Here is an 18,755-nt window from a genome sequence, read left to right as displayed (position 1 = left end):
CAGGCCAAGTAGCTCCCACGCGAGACGACCGCCCTTTCATCCGCCGTCGCCCGCTCCGGTCTCGCCGCCGGCACCGATCGAGTGCTCGACGACTGCGAGCCCGTCGGTCGCATCGACGGCCGCGACGGTCTCGCGGAGGTGCGCGGGTCCGCTCCCCGCGAGCGAGACGGCGACCGGAGTCCGGTTCGGGTGGTCCGCACTCGTCAGCCGCCGGCGGGCGACTTCGTCGAGCTCGGCGCCGGCGTCGGCGATCACGTCGGTGAGCGCGTCGAGACCGTGCGGCCAGTCGGCCACGGCGACGCGCGCCTCGGCGTAGCGGCCGAGACGCATCAGGCCCGTCCGAACGAGCTCGCCGTGTTCGGTGAGGTCGGTGTTCCCGCCCGAGACGACGGCGGCGACGCGCTCTCCCGTGATGTCGAGGTCGTCGCCGAGGAGCGCCGCCACGGGCGCGGCGCCCGCCGCTTCCGCGACGGTCTTCACGCGCTCCGCGAGCACCGCGAGCGCGCACGTGATCTCGGCGTCGCTGACCGTGACGACGTCGTCGACGCGCTCCGAGACGACCGCCCACGTACGTTCGAGGAGACGGGTGTCGGCGATCCCCTCCGCGACCGTATCGACGCCGCCGAGTTCGCGGATCTCGCCGGCTTCGAGTGACGGAGGCACGTGGGCAGCGCCCTCGGGTTGGACGCCGACGACGCGGATGTCGTCGTCGTGGGCGGTCAGTGCGGTGGCGATACCGGCGATGAGTCCGCCCCCGCCGATCGAGACGAGGACGGTGTCGATGTCGCCGAACTCCTCGCGGAGTTCGAGGCCGATCGTTCCCTGCCCAGCGATGACGTCGCCGTCGTCGAACGGGTGAACGAACGCGTATCCGTGTTCTTCGGCGAGCGCGAGCGCGCGCTCGTAGGAGCGCTCGTAGATGTCGCCGTGGACCACGACGTCGGCACCGTATCCCCGCGTGGCGTCGATCTTCGCCGCGGGCGTCACCTCCGGGACGACGATGGTCGTGTCGATCCCGAGGTGCTCCCCGGCGTGAGCGACGCCCTGTGCGTGATTCCCCGCGCTCGACGTGACGACGCCGCGTTCGCGCGCCGACTCGGGGAGCTGGGCCATCGTGTTGTACGCGCCGCGGATCTTGAACGAGCCCGTACGCTGCATGTTCTCCAGCTTGAGGCCGACCGCGGCGGCTCCCGACCGCTCCGCGAGCGTCCGCGAGGTGTCGAGCGGCGTGTCGTTGATCACGTCGTCGATGCGCTCGCGTGCGTCCTCGATGTCCGCGAGCGTGACGACGCCGTCCGCGGTGCGGTCGCCGTCCCCGTGCTCGCTCATCGGTGATCCTCCGCCGCCGCGAGGACGGCGTCGCTGAGCACGCCGACACCCGTATCGAGCGTTCGTTCGTCCACGTCGAAGGTGGGCGTGTGGTGGTCCCCCGGGTGGTCGGTGCCGACGACGGCGTACGTCGCGAGCCCGCCCGCCTCCTGCACGTGTCGCATCAGGAAGGTCGCGTCCTCGCTCGCGCCGAACGGCGCGCTCTCGTGGACGGTGTCGACGTCGGCGCGACCGCGGGCGGCGTCGCCGACGAGCGCGGCCAGGTCGGGGTCGCTGTCGGCGCGCGGTGACTCGCTCACGACGTCGACGTCGACCGTACAGCCGTGGGCCGCGGCGGCCGCCTCGACGCGCCGCGTGAAGGCGTCCTGCATGTAGCGCATTAGCGCGGTCGTCTCGCCGCGCACCTCGCCCCAGACGGTCGTCTCGTCCGCGACGACGTTGCTCGCGCTCCCGCCCTCGATACGCCCGACGTTCACGCGCGTCGCCCCGTCGGCGTGCCGCGGGATGCCGTAGAGGTCACCCACCGCGCGCGACGCGGCCTGGATCGTGTTTCGCCCCTCCTGTGGCGCGTTGCCGGCGTGTGCGGCCTCGCCGTGGAACGTCGCGGTGATGTGCGCCATCGCCAGCGGTTCGACGATGCCCGCGACGACCTCGCCCGTCGGGTGTCCGAGACCGACGTGGACCGCGAAGAGGCAGTCCACGTCGTCCATGTGCTCGCTCTCCGCCATCGCCTTCCCGCCGCCGGACTCCTCCTCCGCGGGCTGGAAGAACACCTTGAAGGTCCCCGCGAACTCGCTCGCCTTCACGGCTTCGAGGACGCCGAGACCGACGGTCACGTGGGCGTCGTGCCCGCAAGCGTGCATCGTTCCGTCGGTCTCCGACCGGAACCCCTCGGCCGCGGGCGCGTGCGACTCGCCCGCCGCTTCCTCGATGTGGAGGCCGTCGATATCGACGCGGAGCCCGATCGTCGGTCCCTCGCCGCGCTCCAGCACCGCGACGGCGCCCGTGTAGCCGCCGACGAGTCGTTCGAGGACGCCCGGATCGACACCGGCCTCCCGCGCCCGCTCGTACCACCGATCGAGCGTGTCGGCGTCCGGGACGGCCATGCGCTCGTCCTCGGCGATCGCGTCGCGCCCGACGTGCAGTTCGTCGACGCCGATCCCCCGCAGTTCCTCGACGAGCCGACACGTGGTTCGGAACTCACACCACGCGGGCTCGGGGTGTCGGTGGAACGCCCGGCGGACCTCGCTCAGCCGGCCGCGAACGTGCTCGCTCGTCATCGGCGTGTCCAACGGCGTCGACCCAAATAAATGTACACGGAAACCGTATTCGCCATCTACGAGAAAGGCTTAAGACGTTCGTGACAGTCGGTACCGACGACACGATGAGCGACGTACTCGTCCTCCGCGAAGGCACCGAGGGGCTCTCGATGGCCGACTACGCCGACGAACTCCGCGAGCGTCTCCCCGACCACGATATCGGGCACGCCCGCACCCCGCACGAGGAACGCGATCTCGCCGCCGACGCGGACGTCATCACCGGTATCACCGTCGACGACGGCGTCCTCGACGCCGCGGGCTCCTTCGATCTCTTCGCGTGCACCTTCGCCGGCACCGATCACGTCCCCGTCGACGACCTCGTCTCGCGGGGTGTCGCCGTCACGAACGCCGGCGGCATCCACGCGCCCGGGATCGCCGAGCAAGCCATCGGGCACATCCTCACCTTCGACCGCCGCCTCCACGAGGCCTGGCGGCGCAAGGCACGGCGCGAGTGGCGCCACTTCCAATCGGACGAACTCACCGACAAGACCGTCACCGTCGTCGGCCTCGGGGCGATCGGCCAGTGCGTCGTCGAGCGCCTCCGGGGGTTCGGCGTCGACACCGTCGGCGTGCGCTACACGCCCGCGAAGGGCGGGCCGACCGACGAGGTCATCGGCTTCGACGAGCGCGACTTCCACGCCGCGCTCGCGCGCACGGACTACCTCGTGCTCGCCTGTCCGCTCACCGAGACGACTCGGGGCCTCATCGGCGAGGCGGAACTCGCCACGCTCGACCCGAGCGCCGTGATCGTGAACGCCGCGCGCGGCGGCCTCGTCGACACGAACGCGCTCGTCTCCGCCCTCCAGACCGAAGCGCTCCGCGGCGTCGCCCTCGACGTCACCGACCCCGAGCCGCTCCCCGAGGACCACGTGCTCTGGACGCTCGAAAACGCGCTCATCACGCCCCACACCGGCGGTCACACGCCGAAACACTGGACGCGTCTCGCCGACATCGTCGCCGAGAACGTCCGCCACCTCGATCGAGGCGGCTCGGTCGACGACCTGACGAACCTCGTTCGCGGTTCGGACTGATCCTCAGCGCTCGAAGAGCCGCTGCGGGTACGTCGAGAAGCGCTCGGCGCCGTTCTTCGTGACGTGAAAGGTCTCGGAGAGCTCGAAGCCGACGTCGGACGTCCAGATGCCGGGAATGAGGTGGAACGTCATGCCCGCCTCCAACACCGTCTCGTCCTTCGGACGGAGGCTCGCGGTGTGCTCGCCCCAGTCCGGCGGATAGCCCAGCCCCATCGAGTAGCCGATCCGGGACGTCTTCTCGATCCCGTGGCGTTCGATGACGTCCCGCCACGCCTTCTCCACGGACTCGGCGGTCACGCCGGGCTCGGCGGCGTCGAGCGCGGCGTTCAGCCCCTCGACGACGATGTCCGCCGTCTCGGTGAGGATCTCGGGCGGGTCGCCGACGAACGCGGTTCGCGCGAGCGGCGAGTGATAGCGGTGTCGACAGCCCGAGAGTTCGACGATGACCGGGTCGCCGTCCTCGAACTCCCGGTCCGTCCACGTGAGGTGTGGCGTATCGGTGTGATCGCCGGAGGGCATCAGCGGAACGATCGCGGGGTAGTCGCCGCCGTGGGCCTCGGTCCCGGCGACGAGCGTCTCGTAGATCTCGGCGGCGACTTCGGACTCGGGGACGCCCTCGGCGATCGTGTCCATCGCGGCGTCCATCGCGGCCGCCGAGATGTCCGTCGCCTGCTCGATGTACTCGATCTCGGCGTCGGACTTCCTCACCCGCACCCAGTTGACGAGGAGGGTGTGATCCTCGAACGTCGCCGCCGGGAGGTTCGACTGGAGGCGCGTGTAGGACTTCGCGGTGAAGTAGTAGGCGTCCATCTCCAGTCCGATCGTCGCGTCCGCGAGTCCCATCTCCTCCAACACCGACGCGACGAAATCCATCGGGTGCTTGTCGACCGGCGAGTGGACGTGGTCGTCGGAGTACGCGAGGATGTCGTCGTCGTCGAGCCAGACGGTGGCCCGCGCGCCGTTCGCGTCCTGTCCGCGGCCGATCCAGACGGGATCGCGCTCCGGCGTGACGATGAGACACTGATGAACGTAGAACGACCATCCGTCGTAGCCTGAGAGGTAGTTCATGTTCGCCGGATCGGCGACGACGAGCGCATCGAGGCCCTCCTCGCGGAGTCGCTCCTGCGTACGTTCGAGACGCCGATCGTACTCTGTCTGCGAGAACGGGGTTCGTGCCATGCGGTATCGTTCGTCTCCACTTCGACGATCCCGCTATTAAACATTTTGCGTGTCTCTTCGAATCGCTTTTCGTGTACGGGACTCTCTCTGTGCGAAGTATGTACGCAGAATCTGTGTATGATGTCTCTCGAATCTGTGGATAAGTTATTTGGTGTCGTACCGCGTGACAACGCGTATGGTCGGACCACCGATCGAGGACATCCACTTCGACGACGCACCGCACGTTGGGGAGTTCCCCGGCCCGAAGGGACGCGACCTGCTCGAACGTCAGGAGGCGATCGACTCGAACGCGGTCGCCTACCCCGACCACATCCCGCTCGTCCCCGACGCGGCGAAGGGCGCGACGATCAAGGACGTCGACGGCAACGTCTTCCTCGACATGTTCGCCGGTATCGGCGTGCTGAACGTCGGCCACGCCAACCCCTACGTGATGGAGGCGGTCCACGAGCAGGCCGACAAGCTCGTCCACACCGTCGACTTCCCGAGCGAGCCGCGTCTCGACCTCATCGAGAAGCTCGAGGCGCGCGCGCCCGGCGACCTCGCCGGCAACAGCAAGGTCGTCTTCGGCGGTCCCACCGGGAGCGACGCGATCGAGGCCGCGATCAAGCTCGCCAAGTACAACACCGGCGGCCACGGTCTCATCGCCTTCCGCGGCTCCTACCACGGCGCGACCAGCGGCGCGATGAGCATCACCGGCAAGAAGGACTTCAAGGAGCCCTACGCCCCGCTCCTCGGTGACGTCGAGTTCGCACCCTACCCCCATCCCTACGCGCAGGACCGGCCCCCCGAGGAGGCCGTCGCGCGCTCGCTCGAAGAGGTGCGCGCCATCGTCGAGGACCCGTACAGCGGCCTCACGAACCCCGCGGGCATCTTCGTCGAGCCCATCCAGGGCGAGGGCGGCGTCGTCACGCCCCCCGAGGGGTTCCTCGCCGGCCTCCGCGAGATCGCCGACGACAACGACCTCCCGCTCGTCGTCGACGAGATCCAGGCCGGCCTCGGCCGCACGGGACAGTGGTGGGCGAGCGACCACTACGACGTGACGCCCGACATCGTCACCACCGCGAAGGCGCTCGGCGGCGTCGGCTTCCCCCTCTCCGCGACGATCTACCACGAGGACCTCGACACGTGGGGCCCCGGCGATCACGCCGGCACCTACCGGGGACACGTCGTCGCCATGCGCGCCGGCTCGCGCGCCATCGAGTACATCGAGGCACACGACCTGCTCGCGCACGCCCGCGACCTCGGAGCCCACGTCCGCGAGCGCCTGCGCGACGTGAACGCCCCGCTCGTCGGCGACGTCCGCGGGAAGGGGCTGTTCGTCGGCGCCGAGTTCACGAATCCAGACGGAACGCCCGCCGCGGACGCCGTGAAGGCCGTCCAACGGTACTGCTACGAGCGCGGCGTCCTCGTCTGGAAGGCCGGCCCGCACGGGAACGTCCTCCGCCTCCTCCCGCCGCTCGTGCTCACCGAGGCGCAGGCCGACACCGCACTCGACGTCATCTGCGAGGCCATCGACCACGTCACGGCCGAGCGTGGCGCCACCGCCTGAGCGCCCCGACCTCTCGGCCGCTCTCGCCGTCCCCTTCTCTCTCCGCCGTCCTGATCTGCACTCTCCCTCGCCGTCAGTCCCATCCGGCGGGCGTTTTCTATCCTGCGTCGCTCTCCGCTCGTCCCGCACCGCACCCATCCCCCCGGACCCTCCGTGGCGGTTCGCGTCGCCCGTCGAACGAAAGAGACCGCGTCGCCGTCCGTGTATCGGCCGGCGGTGACCCCGCGAGCGAGCTTACTCGCCGTCGCCCCCGGGGAGGTAGGCGACGGCGTCGATCTCGACCGCGACGTCGCCCGGCAGGCGGGCCGTCTCGACGCAGACGCGCGCGGGCGGGACGTCGTTCGGGACGCGCGCCGCGTACGCCTCGTTGACCGCGTCGTAGTCGCCCATGTCGTCGAGATAGACGGTGAGTTTCACCGCGTCGGCGAGGCCCCCGCCCGCGTCCGCGAGCACCGCCTCGACGTTGTCGAGACAGCGGTGCGTCTGCGCGGCGACGTCGCCCTCGACGTCGTCCATCGTCTCCGGGTCGACGGGACCGAAGCCGGAGACGAAGGCGAAGTCGCCGGCTCGCACGCCCTGCGAGTAGGGGGTGTCCGTGTCCGGTGCGTCAGCCGTGGCGAGTGTGCGTCTCTCTGTCATATGTAGCGGCTCATTCCGGCGACGTACTCGACGACGATCGTCAACGCGACCATGCCGGCCATGAGCATCGTCCCGAGTACGGCTATCTGCGGCGGACTCTGTGCCTTGATGAGGTTGAACATGAGGAGCGGCACCGTCTGGATGCTCGTCCCGGAGAGGAACAGCGAGATGATGTACTGATTGAACGAGAGGATGAAGACGAACGCCGCGCCGCTGATGATCCCGGGGCGGAGTAGCGGGAGGGTGACGTTCCAGACGGTGTCGAGGCGCGTCGCACCGAGGTTGCGCGCGGCCTCGTCGAGTTCGTCGTCGTAGTTCTGGAGTCCCGCCCCGATGGTGCGGATCGGATAGGGGAACGTGAAGAGGACGTGTCCGGCGAGCAGCGTCGAGAACGACATCGAGATCCGGACGTCGAACGCCCCGCTCAGGTAGGACGCCGTCATCAGGATGGCGAGCGACATCAGGAGCCACGGGTAGACGAGCGGCGAGATCAGCACGGTTTCGAGCAGCGAGGAGTAGCTGAACTCCTTGCGTACGATCGCGTACGCCGCCAGCCCGCCGATGAGGAGCGACAGGATCGTCGTGACGACCGCGATCTTGAGGCTCGCGATCAGCGAGCTCGCGAACCCGAGCGAGGCGAGGAGGTCCGGGAGGTTCGCGTACCACGTCGTTGACGGCCACCCGGCCGAGAAGACCGAGTTCCCGTAGGGGTTCGGTCGGAAAGAGAGCAGGACGACGACGACGAGCGGTGCGACCGTGAACAGGAGGACGCCGTAGACGAGCAGCCGGTACGCCCAGTCGGCGACCGCGCCGACGCCGGCCGACAGTCGACTGCCGTCGCTCTCCTCGCTCGCGGTCGCCATCAGCGCTCACCCCCGGTCCCGCCGATCGCGCCGCCCGCGGCCTCCATCGCCCGCTGATAGCCGACGATGATGCAGACGGCAACGACGACCAGCAACACCGCGAGCGCGGAGCCCAGCCCCCAGTCGTTCGTCGTCGTGAAGATCGACGTGATCTCGGTCGCCAGCGTCTGCGTGCTCCCGCCGAGGATGGCCGGGGTGACGTACGCGGCGATGCTGTTCGTGAAGACGAGGAGCATCCCCGCGGCGATCCCCGGGAGCGCGAGCGGAAGGAGGACGTGCGCGAACACCCCGAGGCGGTTCGCGCCGAGGTTGCGCGCGGCCTCCTCGTACTCCCTCGGGATCGTGTGGAGGACGGTCATGATCGGGAACACCATGAACGGGAGGAGGACGTGCGTGAGGCCGACGACGATACCGGCGGTGTTGAAGAGCAGTTGCGGCGGGCTCTCGACCGTGCCAACTCTGAGCGCGACGAGGAGCTTCGGCACGGGTCCACCCTGCCCCAGCAGGATGTACCACCCGTACGTGCGGATGACGAGGTCGACGGAGAGCGGCGCGAGCGTCGCGACGACGATGGCGCCGCCGAGGAGGCGGCCCCCGCGGACCGCCGCGTACGCGAGCGGGAAACCGAGGGCGAACGTGAGGAGCGTGACGAGCAGTCCGATCCCGAGCGTGCGGAGGGCGACCGACCGGTAGTAGCCGCTCACGACGACGCTCGCGTAGTGCGTGAGACCGAGGTGCGAACCGACGCGGACGCTCTCCTGGAGGATGAACGCGGTCGGCGCGTAGAGCAGGCCGACGAGCACGAGCAGCGCCGGGGCGAGGAGGAGCCACTTCGCGTGGCGCGACCCCCCGTACGTACCGAGCATCGTCGTGAGGCGCTTCGAGACGCCCTCGCGGAACCGTTTACTCATGATCGACATCCGCGCTCACGCTCCGTCCGCCGGATCGTCCGTGACGACACGCGTGTCCGCGAGCGCCCACGTCACGTCGACGGCGTCGCCCTCGGCGAACGCCGCGTCGACGCGTTGGTTCTGCCGCTCGACGAGGAGTCGGCCGTCGACCGTCGACACGTAGTACTGCGTCGTTGATCCGACGAAGCGGACGTTCTCGACGGTGCCGGCGACGACGTTCGCGCCGTCCCCCTCCCCGCGAGGGGCGAGATCCATCCGCTCGGGACGAACGAACGCGCACGGCGTCCCCGCCGGTGCCGAATCGTACGTCACGTCGAGCGTCGTCCCGCCGGCGGTCGTGAACGACTCGCCGTCGGCGTCGAGGTCGCCCTCGAAGAAGTTCGCGTCGCCGATGAACTCCGCGACGAACCGCGTCGCGGGGGCGTCGTAGATCTCCGTCGGCGTGCCGATCTGCTCGATGCGCCCCTGACTCATCACGACGATTCGATCCGCCATCGTCAGCGCCTCGGACTGGTTGTGCGTGACGTACAGGGTCGTGATGCCGAGGTCGCTCTGGAGGTCCGTCAACTCCACTTGGAGCTGATCGCGGAGCTTCTTGTCGAGCGCGCCGAGCGGTTCGTCCATCAGTAGGACCCTCGGCTCGATGGCGACGGCGCGCGCCGTCGCGACGCGCTGTTGCTGGCCGCCGGAGAGGTTCGCGGGCTTCCGGTCGCCGTACCCCGCTAGGTCGACCATCGAGAGCACGGTCTCGACGCGCTCGTCGATCTCGTCGCCGTCGAAGCCGTTGCGCTTCAGGCCGAACTCGATGTTCTCTCGGACCGTCATGTGCGGGAAGAGCGCGTACGACTGGAACACCATTCCCGTGTTGCGCTCGTGTGGCGGGACGGCGTCGACGTCGCGCCCGTCGAGCGTGAGGCGACCGCCGCTCGTCTCCTCGAAGCCGGCGAGGATCCGCAGGAGCGTCGTCTTGCCCGCGCCCGAGGGCCCGAGGAGCGCGACGAACTCGCCGGGCTCGACGGTGAAACTCGCCTCCTTCACCGCGGTGACGTCGCCGTACTCCTTCACGACGTCCGCGTACTCGACGCGGCCCTGGCTGTCGGTGCTCATGCGTTCACCCGAAGATCTGTGACCAGCGGTTGCTCCACTGCGAGCGGTTCTCCGAGACGTAGTCGAAGTCCGGCCAGACGAGGTTGTCGAACTCGTCCGGGGTCGGCGCGCCGAACTCCCGGGCCTTCGGCTGGTTCTCGACCCCCTCGACGGCCGTACCGGTGCCCATGAACTGCGAGAGCCGGCGCTGGATCTCGGGATCGAACGCCTCGTTGACGTACGCGAGCGCGGCCTCCTTGTTGTCGCTCTCGGCGGCGACGCCGAGCGACTCCGCGATGGGGATGGAGAGCGGGTCGAGGTTCCGCGCGAAGGTGACGTCGTCGACGTTCTGCCAGACGTCGATCATCCCGAACATGTAGATGCTGGGGATGGTGTCGGCGTTCCCGGAGCCGATCATGTTCCGGAGCTGTGACTCGCCGGTGATGGTCGTCGTGTTCTTCCGCGCGAGCGTCTCTCGGAGGTACTCGAACCCCGCCTCGACGTCGACGTCGCTCGATTGGAAGTACTCCTTGCCGTTGTCCGTGGCGATGGTGGACGCGAGCAGGAGCGTGTACGGTCCGTTCGTCCACGAGAACGGCGTCATCGAGACGTCTCGACAGTTCCGGAAGATCGCGTCCTGCGTGGCGGGAAGCGACCCCGCGTCCCAGACGCCCGTGCCGGTGTTGAGCACGGGGCCGACTTCACCGATCTGCCACGAGACGCCGGCGTGCCCGTAGTCCTCGTGGCGGAGCTTCGGGTGGATGCTGTCCCAGTTCGCGAGCGCGTCGGCGTGTGCCGAGAGGTCTTCGAGCCACCCCTCGCGGTTCCCCGCGGCGACGCCGATGACGTCCATGTTGAACGCGTCCGGAGGGTTGTTCGGATTCGAACGCGCCTGCGACATCTGCTCGCTCGTGAACGCGACCGAGCTGTTGATCGTCATGTTGTACTTCTCCTCGACGTGCGGGATGACGATCTGCCGGAACCCCTCCTGGATCGGCCCGCCGTTGAGGAGGACGGATATCTCGGTCCCGCCGAAGTCCTTCACGCCCGACGCCGTGCCGGTCGAACTCGACGCCGTCCCGCCGGTCGTGCCGCCCTCGTCGCCGTCACCGCTACTCGAACCGCACCCCGCGAGACCGGCGATCGCACCGGCACCGATCGATCCGAGAACCGTCCGCCGTCTCACGGTCGAAGTCGGTCTTTGGTCACTCATTTCGCGTCACTGTGTTCGGTGTCGATACTATTCGCCGCCACTTCGCTGTCATCTTCAATCACAGCGCGAACCATGCTAGACGATATCATAAGTCTTACGGATACCGTAGGTATCGTCTACGAATTCCGTGTATTTCACGCGTCGCTGTCCGATGCCGTTCGCAGCGTCGTCGATATTCGACGCCCGCGACCCGGCTCGGCGTCGCCCGCGATCGTCGACCCCGAGCACTTGCTCGTCGATCCTCGCCTCGTTACGGGGCGTCGAAAACACGGCCCACCGCGCGAGGCGGGAAATGGGCGCTTACTCGCTCAGCTCTTCGACCTTCTGCTCGCGTCGCTGCGCCGCCGACTCGACCTTTCCGACGTAATCCTCCATCTGTGCGTGCAGGTTCTCGCGGGCGGCGTCCGGCGAGAAGTCGTCGCTCTCGGTGAGCAGACGGACGAACGCCCGGAGCTCCTCGTCGGTGAGCTGTTCGAACTCGTCGTTCTCGATCTTATCGACGACGTCGTCGACGTCGATCCGGCCGACGGGATCGACGTTGAACTCGACGTTCACCATCCGATAATCGGAGTCCGCGAGCTGTTGTTCGGCCTTGTTCACGCCTTCCGCGAGCATGTGCTTGAACGGCACGTAGTAGCCGATCGTCCCCAGATGGAGGAAGCCGAGCATGTTCGTGATGCCCCGCGTGTACGCCTCGCGGGCCTCGTCGTCCGGGTCGAACACCGTCTCCCGGTCGCGCTCTTCGAGGTGCTCGAAGAGGATCGAGAAATCCAGGATCGCGTTCCGGAGCCGTCGTCGGATCCGGTTTCGCTTCTGCTTCTTCGAGTGGTCCGTGTAGTCCGTCTTGTGTCCGAGCAGGAACTCCCGGTCGCTCGGCGTCAGAATACCCCGCGGCCGGCTCTCGTCTTCGGTCGGGTCGTGTTCTCCCATACACAGATTGCGTATACAGACGTGTTTAACGTTTGTGCAAACGGCGCTCTCGGAGGCGAACGACGCGCTCCCATCCCCGCGTCGGGGCGACCGTCGCTCACGACGCGGGGTCTCGGGGCCGAGAGTACTCAGAAATCGTTGACAGCCTATTCGAGACCGTCGGGCGGGGAGAGCCAGACGGTCTTCTCGTTGGTGAACTCCCGGATCCCCTGCGAGGAGAGCTCCCGGCCGTACCCGGAGCTCTTCACGCCGCCGAAGGGGAGTCTGGGATCGGAGGAGACGAGCTCGTTCGCGAAGACCGCACCGGCCTCGATCTCGCCGGTGAGCCGCTCGGCCCGGTCCAGATCGCTCGTCCACACGCTCGCGCCGAGCCCGTAGTCGGTGTCGTTGGCCAGCTCGACTGCGGCCGCCTCGTCGGGAACGCGAAAGAGGCTGGCGACCGGCCCGAACAGCTCGTCGCGGGCCGCCGGCGTCCCCTCGGGGACGTTCTCCAGGACCGTCGGCGCGTAGAAGTAGCCCTCGCGATCGAGCGGTTCGCCGCCGAGCAGGACGTCTGCGCCGGCGTCGACGGTCGCCCGGACCTGCTCGTCGAGGGTGTCGCGGAGGTCGTCGCGCGCCAGCGGGCCGACGTCCGTCTCGGACTCCGTCGGGTCGCCCACGACGAGGTCGTTCATCTCGGCGACGAAGCGCTCTTTGAACGCCTCGTAGACGTCGTCGACGACGATGAAGCGCTTGGCGGCGATGCAGGCCTGGCCGTTGTTCTTGGTGCGAGCGTCGACGCCGACGCTCGCGGCGCGCTCGATCGGGGCGTCGTCGAGGACGACGAAGGGGTCGCTCCCGCCGAGTTCGAGGACGGAGGGTTTGAGGTGTTTTCCGGCGGTCTCGGCGACGGCGCTGCCGGCGCGAGTGCTCCCGGTGAGGGTGACGGCGGCGACGCGGTCGTCGGCGATCGCGTCGTGGACGGCGTCGGGTCCGACGACGAGCGTCTGGAAGGTCCCCTCGGGAATGCCGACGTCGTGGAGGAGGTCTTCGATGGCCGTCGCACAGCCCGTGACGTTCGGGGCGTGTTTGAGGAGCATCGTGTTCCCGGCGGCGAGCGTCGGCGCGGCGACGCGAAGCACCTGCCAGAAGGGGTAGTTCCACGGCATGACCGCGACCAGCGGCCCCAGCGGTTCGTAGGACACCTTCGTCTTCACCTTGGGGTGGACGCCGACGCGCTCGTCTTGGAGGAACTCCGCGGCGTTCTCCGCGTAGTACTCACAGACCCACGCGCACTTCTCGAGTTCGCCGCGGCTCTGATCGAGCGGCTTTCCCATCTCGTCGGTCATCAACGCGGCGTACTCCTCCAGGTTCTCCCGGAGGCCGCCGGCGATCGAGCCGACGAGCGTCTGTCGCTCCGTGACGTCGCGCGCGCTCCACTCCTCGAAGGCCGTCGACGCGGCGTCGAGCGCCTCCTCGATCGCCTCCCCGTCGTGGTGTGCGTACGTCTCCAACTCCGCCTCTGTCGTCGGGTTCACCGTCTGCATGACACGTGATCCTCGCTTGCATGGCCGACCACATAACGTTTCCGTGCATGGTGTACACAGTATCCGTTTCTTCTTCGTCGGGTCCGTGTGACCCCTCGAAAGACGGACACTGGCCCGCTGTGACGTCCCGTCGCGTCCGCTCTTGACTCGTCGCCGACCCGCTCGTGACCGGTGTACACAGATACCGTATCTGACATTCACGAAAGTTATTTACAGTTCGTCGCCGATCCTCCACGCGTCGCTCGTATGGCCAGGACCACCCCCAGCGGCGACGGACGCGACCGACGCACCGGACGCACGAACACCCGACGAGTCGACGCGAGTCACGACCGCGGCCTCGACGGCCGCCGCGCCCGGCGCCGCGGTGAGGACGTCGCTCCGTTCGGCGTCGCGTCGCTCGTGACCGACGCGCGGACGCGATCCAGAGACCGATGACCGCCTCAGACCCGACCGGAACGCCGAGTAGCGGCGCAGCCGAATCGTCACCGAACACCGACGCCGGGGATGTCGCGGGCGAATCCGCGGTGGCGACGGCCCGCCGACAGTTGGGGCGAGCGGCGGCCCACGTCGACGTCGATCGCGGCGTCGTCGAACGCTTGAGACACCCGACGAAGCTCCAGCAGGTGTCGGTGCCGCTCCGCCGCGACGACGGGACGCTCGACGTGTTCACGGGATATCGCGCACAGCACGACGACGTCCGCGGGCCGTACAAGGGCGGAATTCGTTATCACCCCGACGTCGACGCTGAGGAGTGTATCGGCCTCTCGATGTGGATGACGTGGAAGTGCGCCGTGATGGACCTGCCTTTCGGCGGGGGAAAGGGCGGCATCGCCGTGGACCCCAAGACGCTCTCCGAGGACGAGACCGAGCGGCTCACGCGGCGCTTCGCGGAGGAAATCCGCGATGTCGTCGGGCCGAAACGAGACGTCCCCGCGCCGGACATGGGGACCGGCCCGCGGGAGATGGCGTGGTTCATGGACGCCTACTCGATGCAACAGGGCGAGACGACCCCCGGCGTCGTCACCGGGAAGCCAACCGTCATCGGCGGCTCGTACGGCCGCGAGGAAGCGCCCGGCCGGAGCGTCGCCATCGTCACGCGCGCGGCGATCGACCACTACGACCGGGACCTGGAGGACGCGACGATCGCCGTCCAGGGCTTCGGGAGCGTCGGCGCGAACGCCGCGCGCCTGCTCGACGAGTGGGGTGCCGATGTCGTCGCGGTCTCGGACGTCGACGGCGCGATTTACGATCCGAGCGGCCTCGACACGGCGAACGTCGAGGGGCACGACGAGCGACCCGGCATGGTCTCGGGATACGACGCCCCCGAGTCGATGTCCAACGCCGCTCTGCTCGAACTCGACGTCGACGTCCTGATCCCCTCGGCCGTCGGCAACGTGGTGACGGCGGAGAACGTCGACGACGTGCGCGCCGACATGATCGTCGAGGGCGCGAACGGCCCGACGTCGTTCGCGGCGGACGCGATCCTCGAAGAGCGCGACGTGCCGGTGATCCCGGACATCCTCGCCAACGCCGGCGGCGTGACGGTGAGCTACTTCGAGTGGCTCCAGGACATCAACCGCCGGCAGTGGTCGCTCGAACGCGTCCACGAGGAGCTCGAAGCGGAGATGTTGAAGGCGTGGAACGCCGTCCGCGCCGAGTACGAGGGATCGGAGATGACGTGGCGGGACGCGGCAATCGCGGTGGCGCTCTCGCGCATCGGCGACGCGAAGGAGATGCGCGGACTCTGGCCCTGACGATCGCCGCGTCTCGATCAGTGCGGATCTTTCGGGCGGCGCCGGTACGCCGTCGAGCGAGGCGCCACCACGCGTCGCCGACCGCCGGACGTGCACGGCACCGACGCGGCGCTACGCCACGGCGTCCGCCGTGACGGCGTTCATGGCGTCACAGAAGAGCTCCGCGCCCAGTTCGATCTCGCGCTCGGTGCTATCGAGCGGCGGGAGGAGGCGGATCGTCTTCTTCCCGCACCCGAGGGTGAGGAGACCGCGATCGAGCGCCGCCGCGACGACGGCGTCCCGGCGATCCCCGGTGTCGAACTCGACGGCGAGCATCAGCCCCTCGCCGCGCACGTCGACGGCGTGGTCGGGCGCGCCGTCGCGGAGGATCTCTCTCGCCTGCCGGCCGCGTTCGGTGGCGTTCTCGAGGAGGTCGTGCTCGTCGATCGCCTCCAGGGTGAGCGCACCCTGCATGGACGCGAGGAGGTCGCCGCCGCCGAACGTCGACCCGAGGCGGTTCTTCTCCGCGGGGAAGACCTCGGAGCGGGAGATCGTCGCGCCCACGCGGAGCCCCTTCGCGGCGGCGATGACGTCCGGCTCGACGGGGTAGTGATCCGCCGCCCACATCTCGCCCGTCCGCCCGACGCCGGACTGGATCTCGTCGACGACGAGCGGGATGTCGTACGCGTCGCAGACGTCGCCGACTTCGGCCATGAACGCCTCGTTCGGGAACCGGTAGCCGCCGACGCCCTGCACGGGTTCGAGGACGAGGAACGCGACCTCCTCGGGGTTGACGTGGCCGCCCTCGGGGGCGAGCGCGTCCCGGAGGCGCGAGCTCCCGCCGGCGAAGAAGCCACAGTCGCAGGCCGCCCGGCTCTCGCAGTCGCAGAACGGGATCGTCTGCACGCCGCCGACCTCGGGGTAGTGGCGGGTGTAGACCTCCTTGGACTTCGTGAGCGAGAGCGTCCCGACGGTCCGCCCGTGGAAGCTGTTCTCGAAGGCGTAGGCGTACTTCGCCGGCGGTTTGTAGTCGTGGCAGATCTTCATCGCGTTCTCGACCGCCTCGGCACCCGAGTTCGAGAGGAAAACGGTGTCCATCCCGTACTGATCGGAGACGTCGACGAGCGCCTCCATCAGGTAACTCGCTCCCGGGAATTCGGCCGTCTCGGGATCGGGGCCGGCGCCGAAGTACATGTCCTGTCCCGCGATCTTCATCGGCTCGACGAGGTCGAACTCGCGGAGCTTCGAGAGCACCTTCTCGTTGTTGTAGCCGAGCGGTGCCGCGCCGATGTGACACGTGAAGTCGAGGAGAACGTTCCCGTCGACGTCGGTCACGAACGGCCCGTCAGCCTCCGCCGTGACGTCCCAGACGAACTCGTGGGAGTACTCGCTCGGCGCCGCGTGCCGGGAGTGAAAATCGATCCACCGCTCGGCGTTCGGCCCGGGAAACGCTGCGGTATCGGGCTCCGCGGTATCCCTATCCATACACAGCAAACGTTGATAGTGTACATTAAAACTTGTTATAGGTTCGGTGATGCGTCCCCGAACGCGACGGAGAGCGGTCAGCGGCGGACGAGAGGGTGGACGAAAGGGGCGGACGACGGCGGGTTAGTCGTCGTCAACGGCGGAGGCCGCGTCCACCGACGAGCCGTCGCTCGCGCCCGGTCTCCCGACGAGCGACGTCTCCTCCCTGAGGAGGAGCGGCCCGAAGTCGTCGCGGAAGGTCCGGACGAGCCCGATCATTGCGAACAGGCAGACGATCGCGAACGGCGCGCCGGTGATGATGGCCGCCGACTGGAGGGCGCGAACGCCACCGACGACCATCAGGATGGACGCGACGACCCCCTGCAGGACGGCCCAGAAGATGCGGCTGACGGCGGACGGATCCTCTTTCCCGCCGGTCGTCATCATCGACACCGCGAGCGTCGAGGAGTCCGCCGACGTGACGAAGAACGTCGTCACCAGGACGAGGAACGCGAACAGGAGGACCGATCCGAGGACCGGGAGGTTCCCGAAGAGCACGTACCCCGACACCGCCTCGCCGTACTGCGAGACCGGCCCGAGGACGTCCGCCATGTCCGAGAACTGCATCAGAACGCCGGTGCCACCGACGATGACGAACCACGGGATCGTCGCCATCGCCGTCGCACCGATCCCCGCGAACGCGACCTCCCGTACGCTCCGACCGCGCGAGATACGGGCGATGAAGAGGCCGGCGAACGGCGACCACGCGAGCGGCCAGAGCCAGTAGAAGACGGTCCAGACGTTCACCCACTTCTCGGCGCTGTCCGCCGCGACCTGCGTGTACAGACTCATCTGGAAGAAGTCGCCGACGAACCCGCCGACGGCCTGCGTCCCGAGTTCGAGGATCCGGAACGTCGGTCCGAGCACGAGCGTGGCGACCATGAGGAACGCGAACAGGGTCATGTTGAAGTTCGAGAGACGGCGGATCCCCTTGTCGACGCCGAGCACCAACGAGACGGTGAAGATGACGACCATCCCCGTGATAACCGCGATCGTCCCCAGATCGCCGAGCTCGATCCCCCACTGGAAGTTCAGCCCCGTGATGAACTGCTGGCCGATGAACCCGAGCGAGGTCGCGACGCCGCCGAGGGTGGCGAACACCGCGAGGACGTCCACCGCCTGTCCGAGCGGACCGTCGACGTTCTCCGCTCCCACGAACGGCGTGAGGACCGCGGAGACGCGAAGCGGCGCGTCGTAGTTGTAGACGAAGTACCCGATGGCGAGCCCCATCACGGTGAAACACGACCACTGCGTGAGACTCCAGTGGAAGATGGCGTACTGCACGGCGGTCGGCATGGCCGCGGCGGTTTCCGCCTGTACGCCATCGAAGAGCGGCGGGACCGTCGAGTAGTGGAACAGCGCTTCGGCCGGCCCCCAGAAGACGATTCCCGCCGCGAGTCCCGCGGAGTACATCATCGCGAAGTAGGAGAGGTAACTGTACTCCGGGTCCTCGTCGCCGAGCGTCAGGCGACCCCACGGCCCGAAGATGACGAACCCGAGGAACAACACGAAGGCCAGCATGACGAGGAGGAAGAACCAGTTGAACTGCGAGAGGATCCAGTTGCGGATCCCGAGGACGACGTCGTAGGCGGCGTCCGGCCGGAGACTGAACGCGCCGACGAACAACAACGTGATGAGCGCGCCGAAGGTGAAGATGACGGGCTCGATCTCGTCGCGGAACGTCGAGAGCGGTCCGTCGGCGCCGCTCACCGACCGCTCACCCGGTTGTCCGCGTCCCGGACGCGATCGTCGATCGCCGAGTCGATACCGGGGTCGGGCCGGAACGGGCGTTCGTGCCGAGCGCTACGACGGAAGCCGTCTGAGTGTAGTGTCGTGGAACGCATCATATTCTTTGCCGTGGGCCGTATCGAGCCTCGTGGTGCCGCACGCCACGACATCGCGAACCATCAACAATAATTATTT

The 18,755-nt window shown here is 68.3% G+C and carries 15 protein-coding genes; 3 read left to right on the top strand and 12 right to left on the bottom strand.

Going from position 1 to position 18,755, the window contains the following annotated elements:
- Positions 1-36 precede the first annotated feature (36 nt).
- On the bottom strand, positions 37-1,329 hold the full coding sequence (gene ilvA / locus IEX91_RS11360; RefSeq protein ID WP_188879077.1) for a threonine ammonia-lyase: 1,293 nt from the start codon (positions 1,327-1,329) through the stop codon (positions 37-39).
- Positions 1,326-2,609: an amidohydrolase gene (locus tag IEX91_RS11355; RefSeq protein WP_188879076.1), complete on the bottom strand. Its 1,284-nt coding sequence runs from the start codon at positions 2,607-2,609 to the stop codon at positions 1,326-1,328. The genes ilvA and IEX91_RS11355 overlap by 4 nt, the downstream gene beginning before the upstream one ends.
- Before the next feature lie 104 nt (positions 2,610-2,713).
- On the opposite strand from IEX91_RS11355, the gene IEX91_RS11350 reads away from it, so the two are divergent.
- Complete coding sequence (locus IEX91_RS11350; protein ID WP_188879075.1) at positions 2,714-3,679, top strand: D-2-hydroxyacid dehydrogenase; 966 nt, start codon at positions 2,714-2,716, stop codon at positions 3,677-3,679.
- 3 nt (positions 3,680-3,682) lie between these two features.
- Here the strand turns inward: IEX91_RS11350 and IEX91_RS11345 are convergent, their stop codons facing one another.
- Entirely contained in the window at positions 3,683-4,858 is a 1,176-nt protein-coding gene (locus IEX91_RS11345) for a M24 family metallopeptidase (protein WP_188879074.1), read from the bottom strand.
- 175 nt (positions 4,859-5,033) lie between these two features.
- Between IEX91_RS11345 and IEX91_RS11340 the strand changes: the two genes are divergently transcribed.
- On the top strand, positions 5,034-6,407 hold the full coding sequence (locus IEX91_RS11340) for an aspartate aminotransferase family protein (protein ID WP_188879073.1): 1,374 nt from the start codon (positions 5,034-5,036) through the stop codon (positions 6,405-6,407).
- 234 nt (positions 6,408-6,641) lie between these two features.
- On the opposite strand, the gene IEX91_RS11335 is transcribed toward IEX91_RS11340, so the two are convergent.
- From IEX91_RS11335 to IEX91_RS11305, 7 genes are all read right to left on the bottom strand, one after another.
- Positions 6,642-7,046, bottom strand: a complete 405-nt coding sequence (locus IEX91_RS11335) for a RidA family protein (protein WP_188879072.1) — start codon at positions 7,044-7,046, stop codon at positions 6,642-6,644.
- Positions 7,043-7,909 (bottom strand): ABC transporter permease, encoded by an 867-nt coding sequence (locus IEX91_RS11330; RefSeq protein ID WP_188879070.1) that lies wholly within the window; start codon positions 7,907-7,909, stop codon positions 7,043-7,045. The genes IEX91_RS11335 and IEX91_RS11330 overlap by 4 nt, the downstream gene beginning before the upstream one ends.
- Positions 7,909-8,820 (bottom strand): ABC transporter permease, encoded by a 912-nt coding sequence (locus IEX91_RS11325; protein ID WP_188879068.1) that lies wholly within the window; start codon positions 8,818-8,820, stop codon positions 7,909-7,911. Before IEX91_RS11325 ends, IEX91_RS11330 begins: the two co-directional genes overlap by 1 nt.
- A gap of 15 nt (positions 8,821-8,835) precedes the next feature.
- A complete protein-coding gene (locus IEX91_RS11320; RefSeq protein ID WP_188879067.1) occupies positions 8,836-9,927 on the bottom strand; it encodes an ABC transporter ATP-binding protein in 1,092 nt (363 codons plus the stop codon).
- 4 nt (positions 9,928-9,931) lie between these two features.
- A complete protein-coding gene (locus tag IEX91_RS11315) occupies positions 9,932-11,092 on the bottom strand; it encodes an extracellular solute-binding protein (protein ID WP_188879065.1) in 1,161 nt (386 codons plus the stop codon).
- A gap of 327 nt (positions 11,093-11,419) precedes the next feature.
- A complete protein-coding gene (locus IEX91_RS11310) occupies positions 11,420-12,049 on the bottom strand; it encodes a hypothetical protein (RefSeq protein WP_188879064.1) in 630 nt (209 codons plus the stop codon).
- A 146-nt stretch (positions 12,050-12,195) separates the two neighbouring features.
- Positions 12,196-13,575 (bottom strand): NAD-dependent succinate-semialdehyde dehydrogenase, encoded by a 1,380-nt coding sequence (locus IEX91_RS11305; protein ID WP_188879063.1) that lies wholly within the window; start codon positions 13,573-13,575, stop codon positions 12,196-12,198.
- A gap of 431 nt (positions 13,576-14,006) precedes the next feature.
- On the opposite strand from IEX91_RS11305, the gene gdhB reads away from it, so the two are divergent.
- A complete protein-coding gene (gene gdhB, locus IEX91_RS11300; RefSeq protein ID WP_188879062.1) occupies positions 14,007-15,329 on the top strand; it encodes a glutamate dehydrogenase GdhB in 1,323 nt (440 codons plus the stop codon).
- Between the two features lie 111 nt (positions 15,330-15,440).
- On the opposite strand, the gene IEX91_RS11295 is transcribed toward gdhB, so the two are convergent.
- A complete protein-coding gene (locus IEX91_RS11295) occupies positions 15,441-16,793 on the bottom strand; it encodes an aminotransferase class III-fold pyridoxal phosphate-dependent enzyme (protein ID WP_188879061.1) in 1,353 nt (450 codons plus the stop codon).
- 123 nt (positions 16,794-16,916) lie between these two features.
- Complete coding sequence (locus tag IEX91_RS11290) at positions 16,917-18,542, bottom strand: BCCT family transporter (protein ID WP_188879059.1); 1,626 nt, start codon at positions 18,540-18,542, stop codon at positions 16,917-16,919.
- Positions 18,543-18,755: the final 213 nt, after the last annotated feature.

The sequence above is a fragment of the Halarchaeum nitratireducens genome (assembly GCF_014647155.1).
In the GTDB taxonomy this organism is placed as follows: domain Archaea; phylum Halobacteriota; class Halobacteria; order Halobacteriales; family Halobacteriaceae; genus Halarchaeum; species Halarchaeum nitratireducens.
This window is presented reverse-complemented; position numbering and strand designations above follow the sequence as displayed.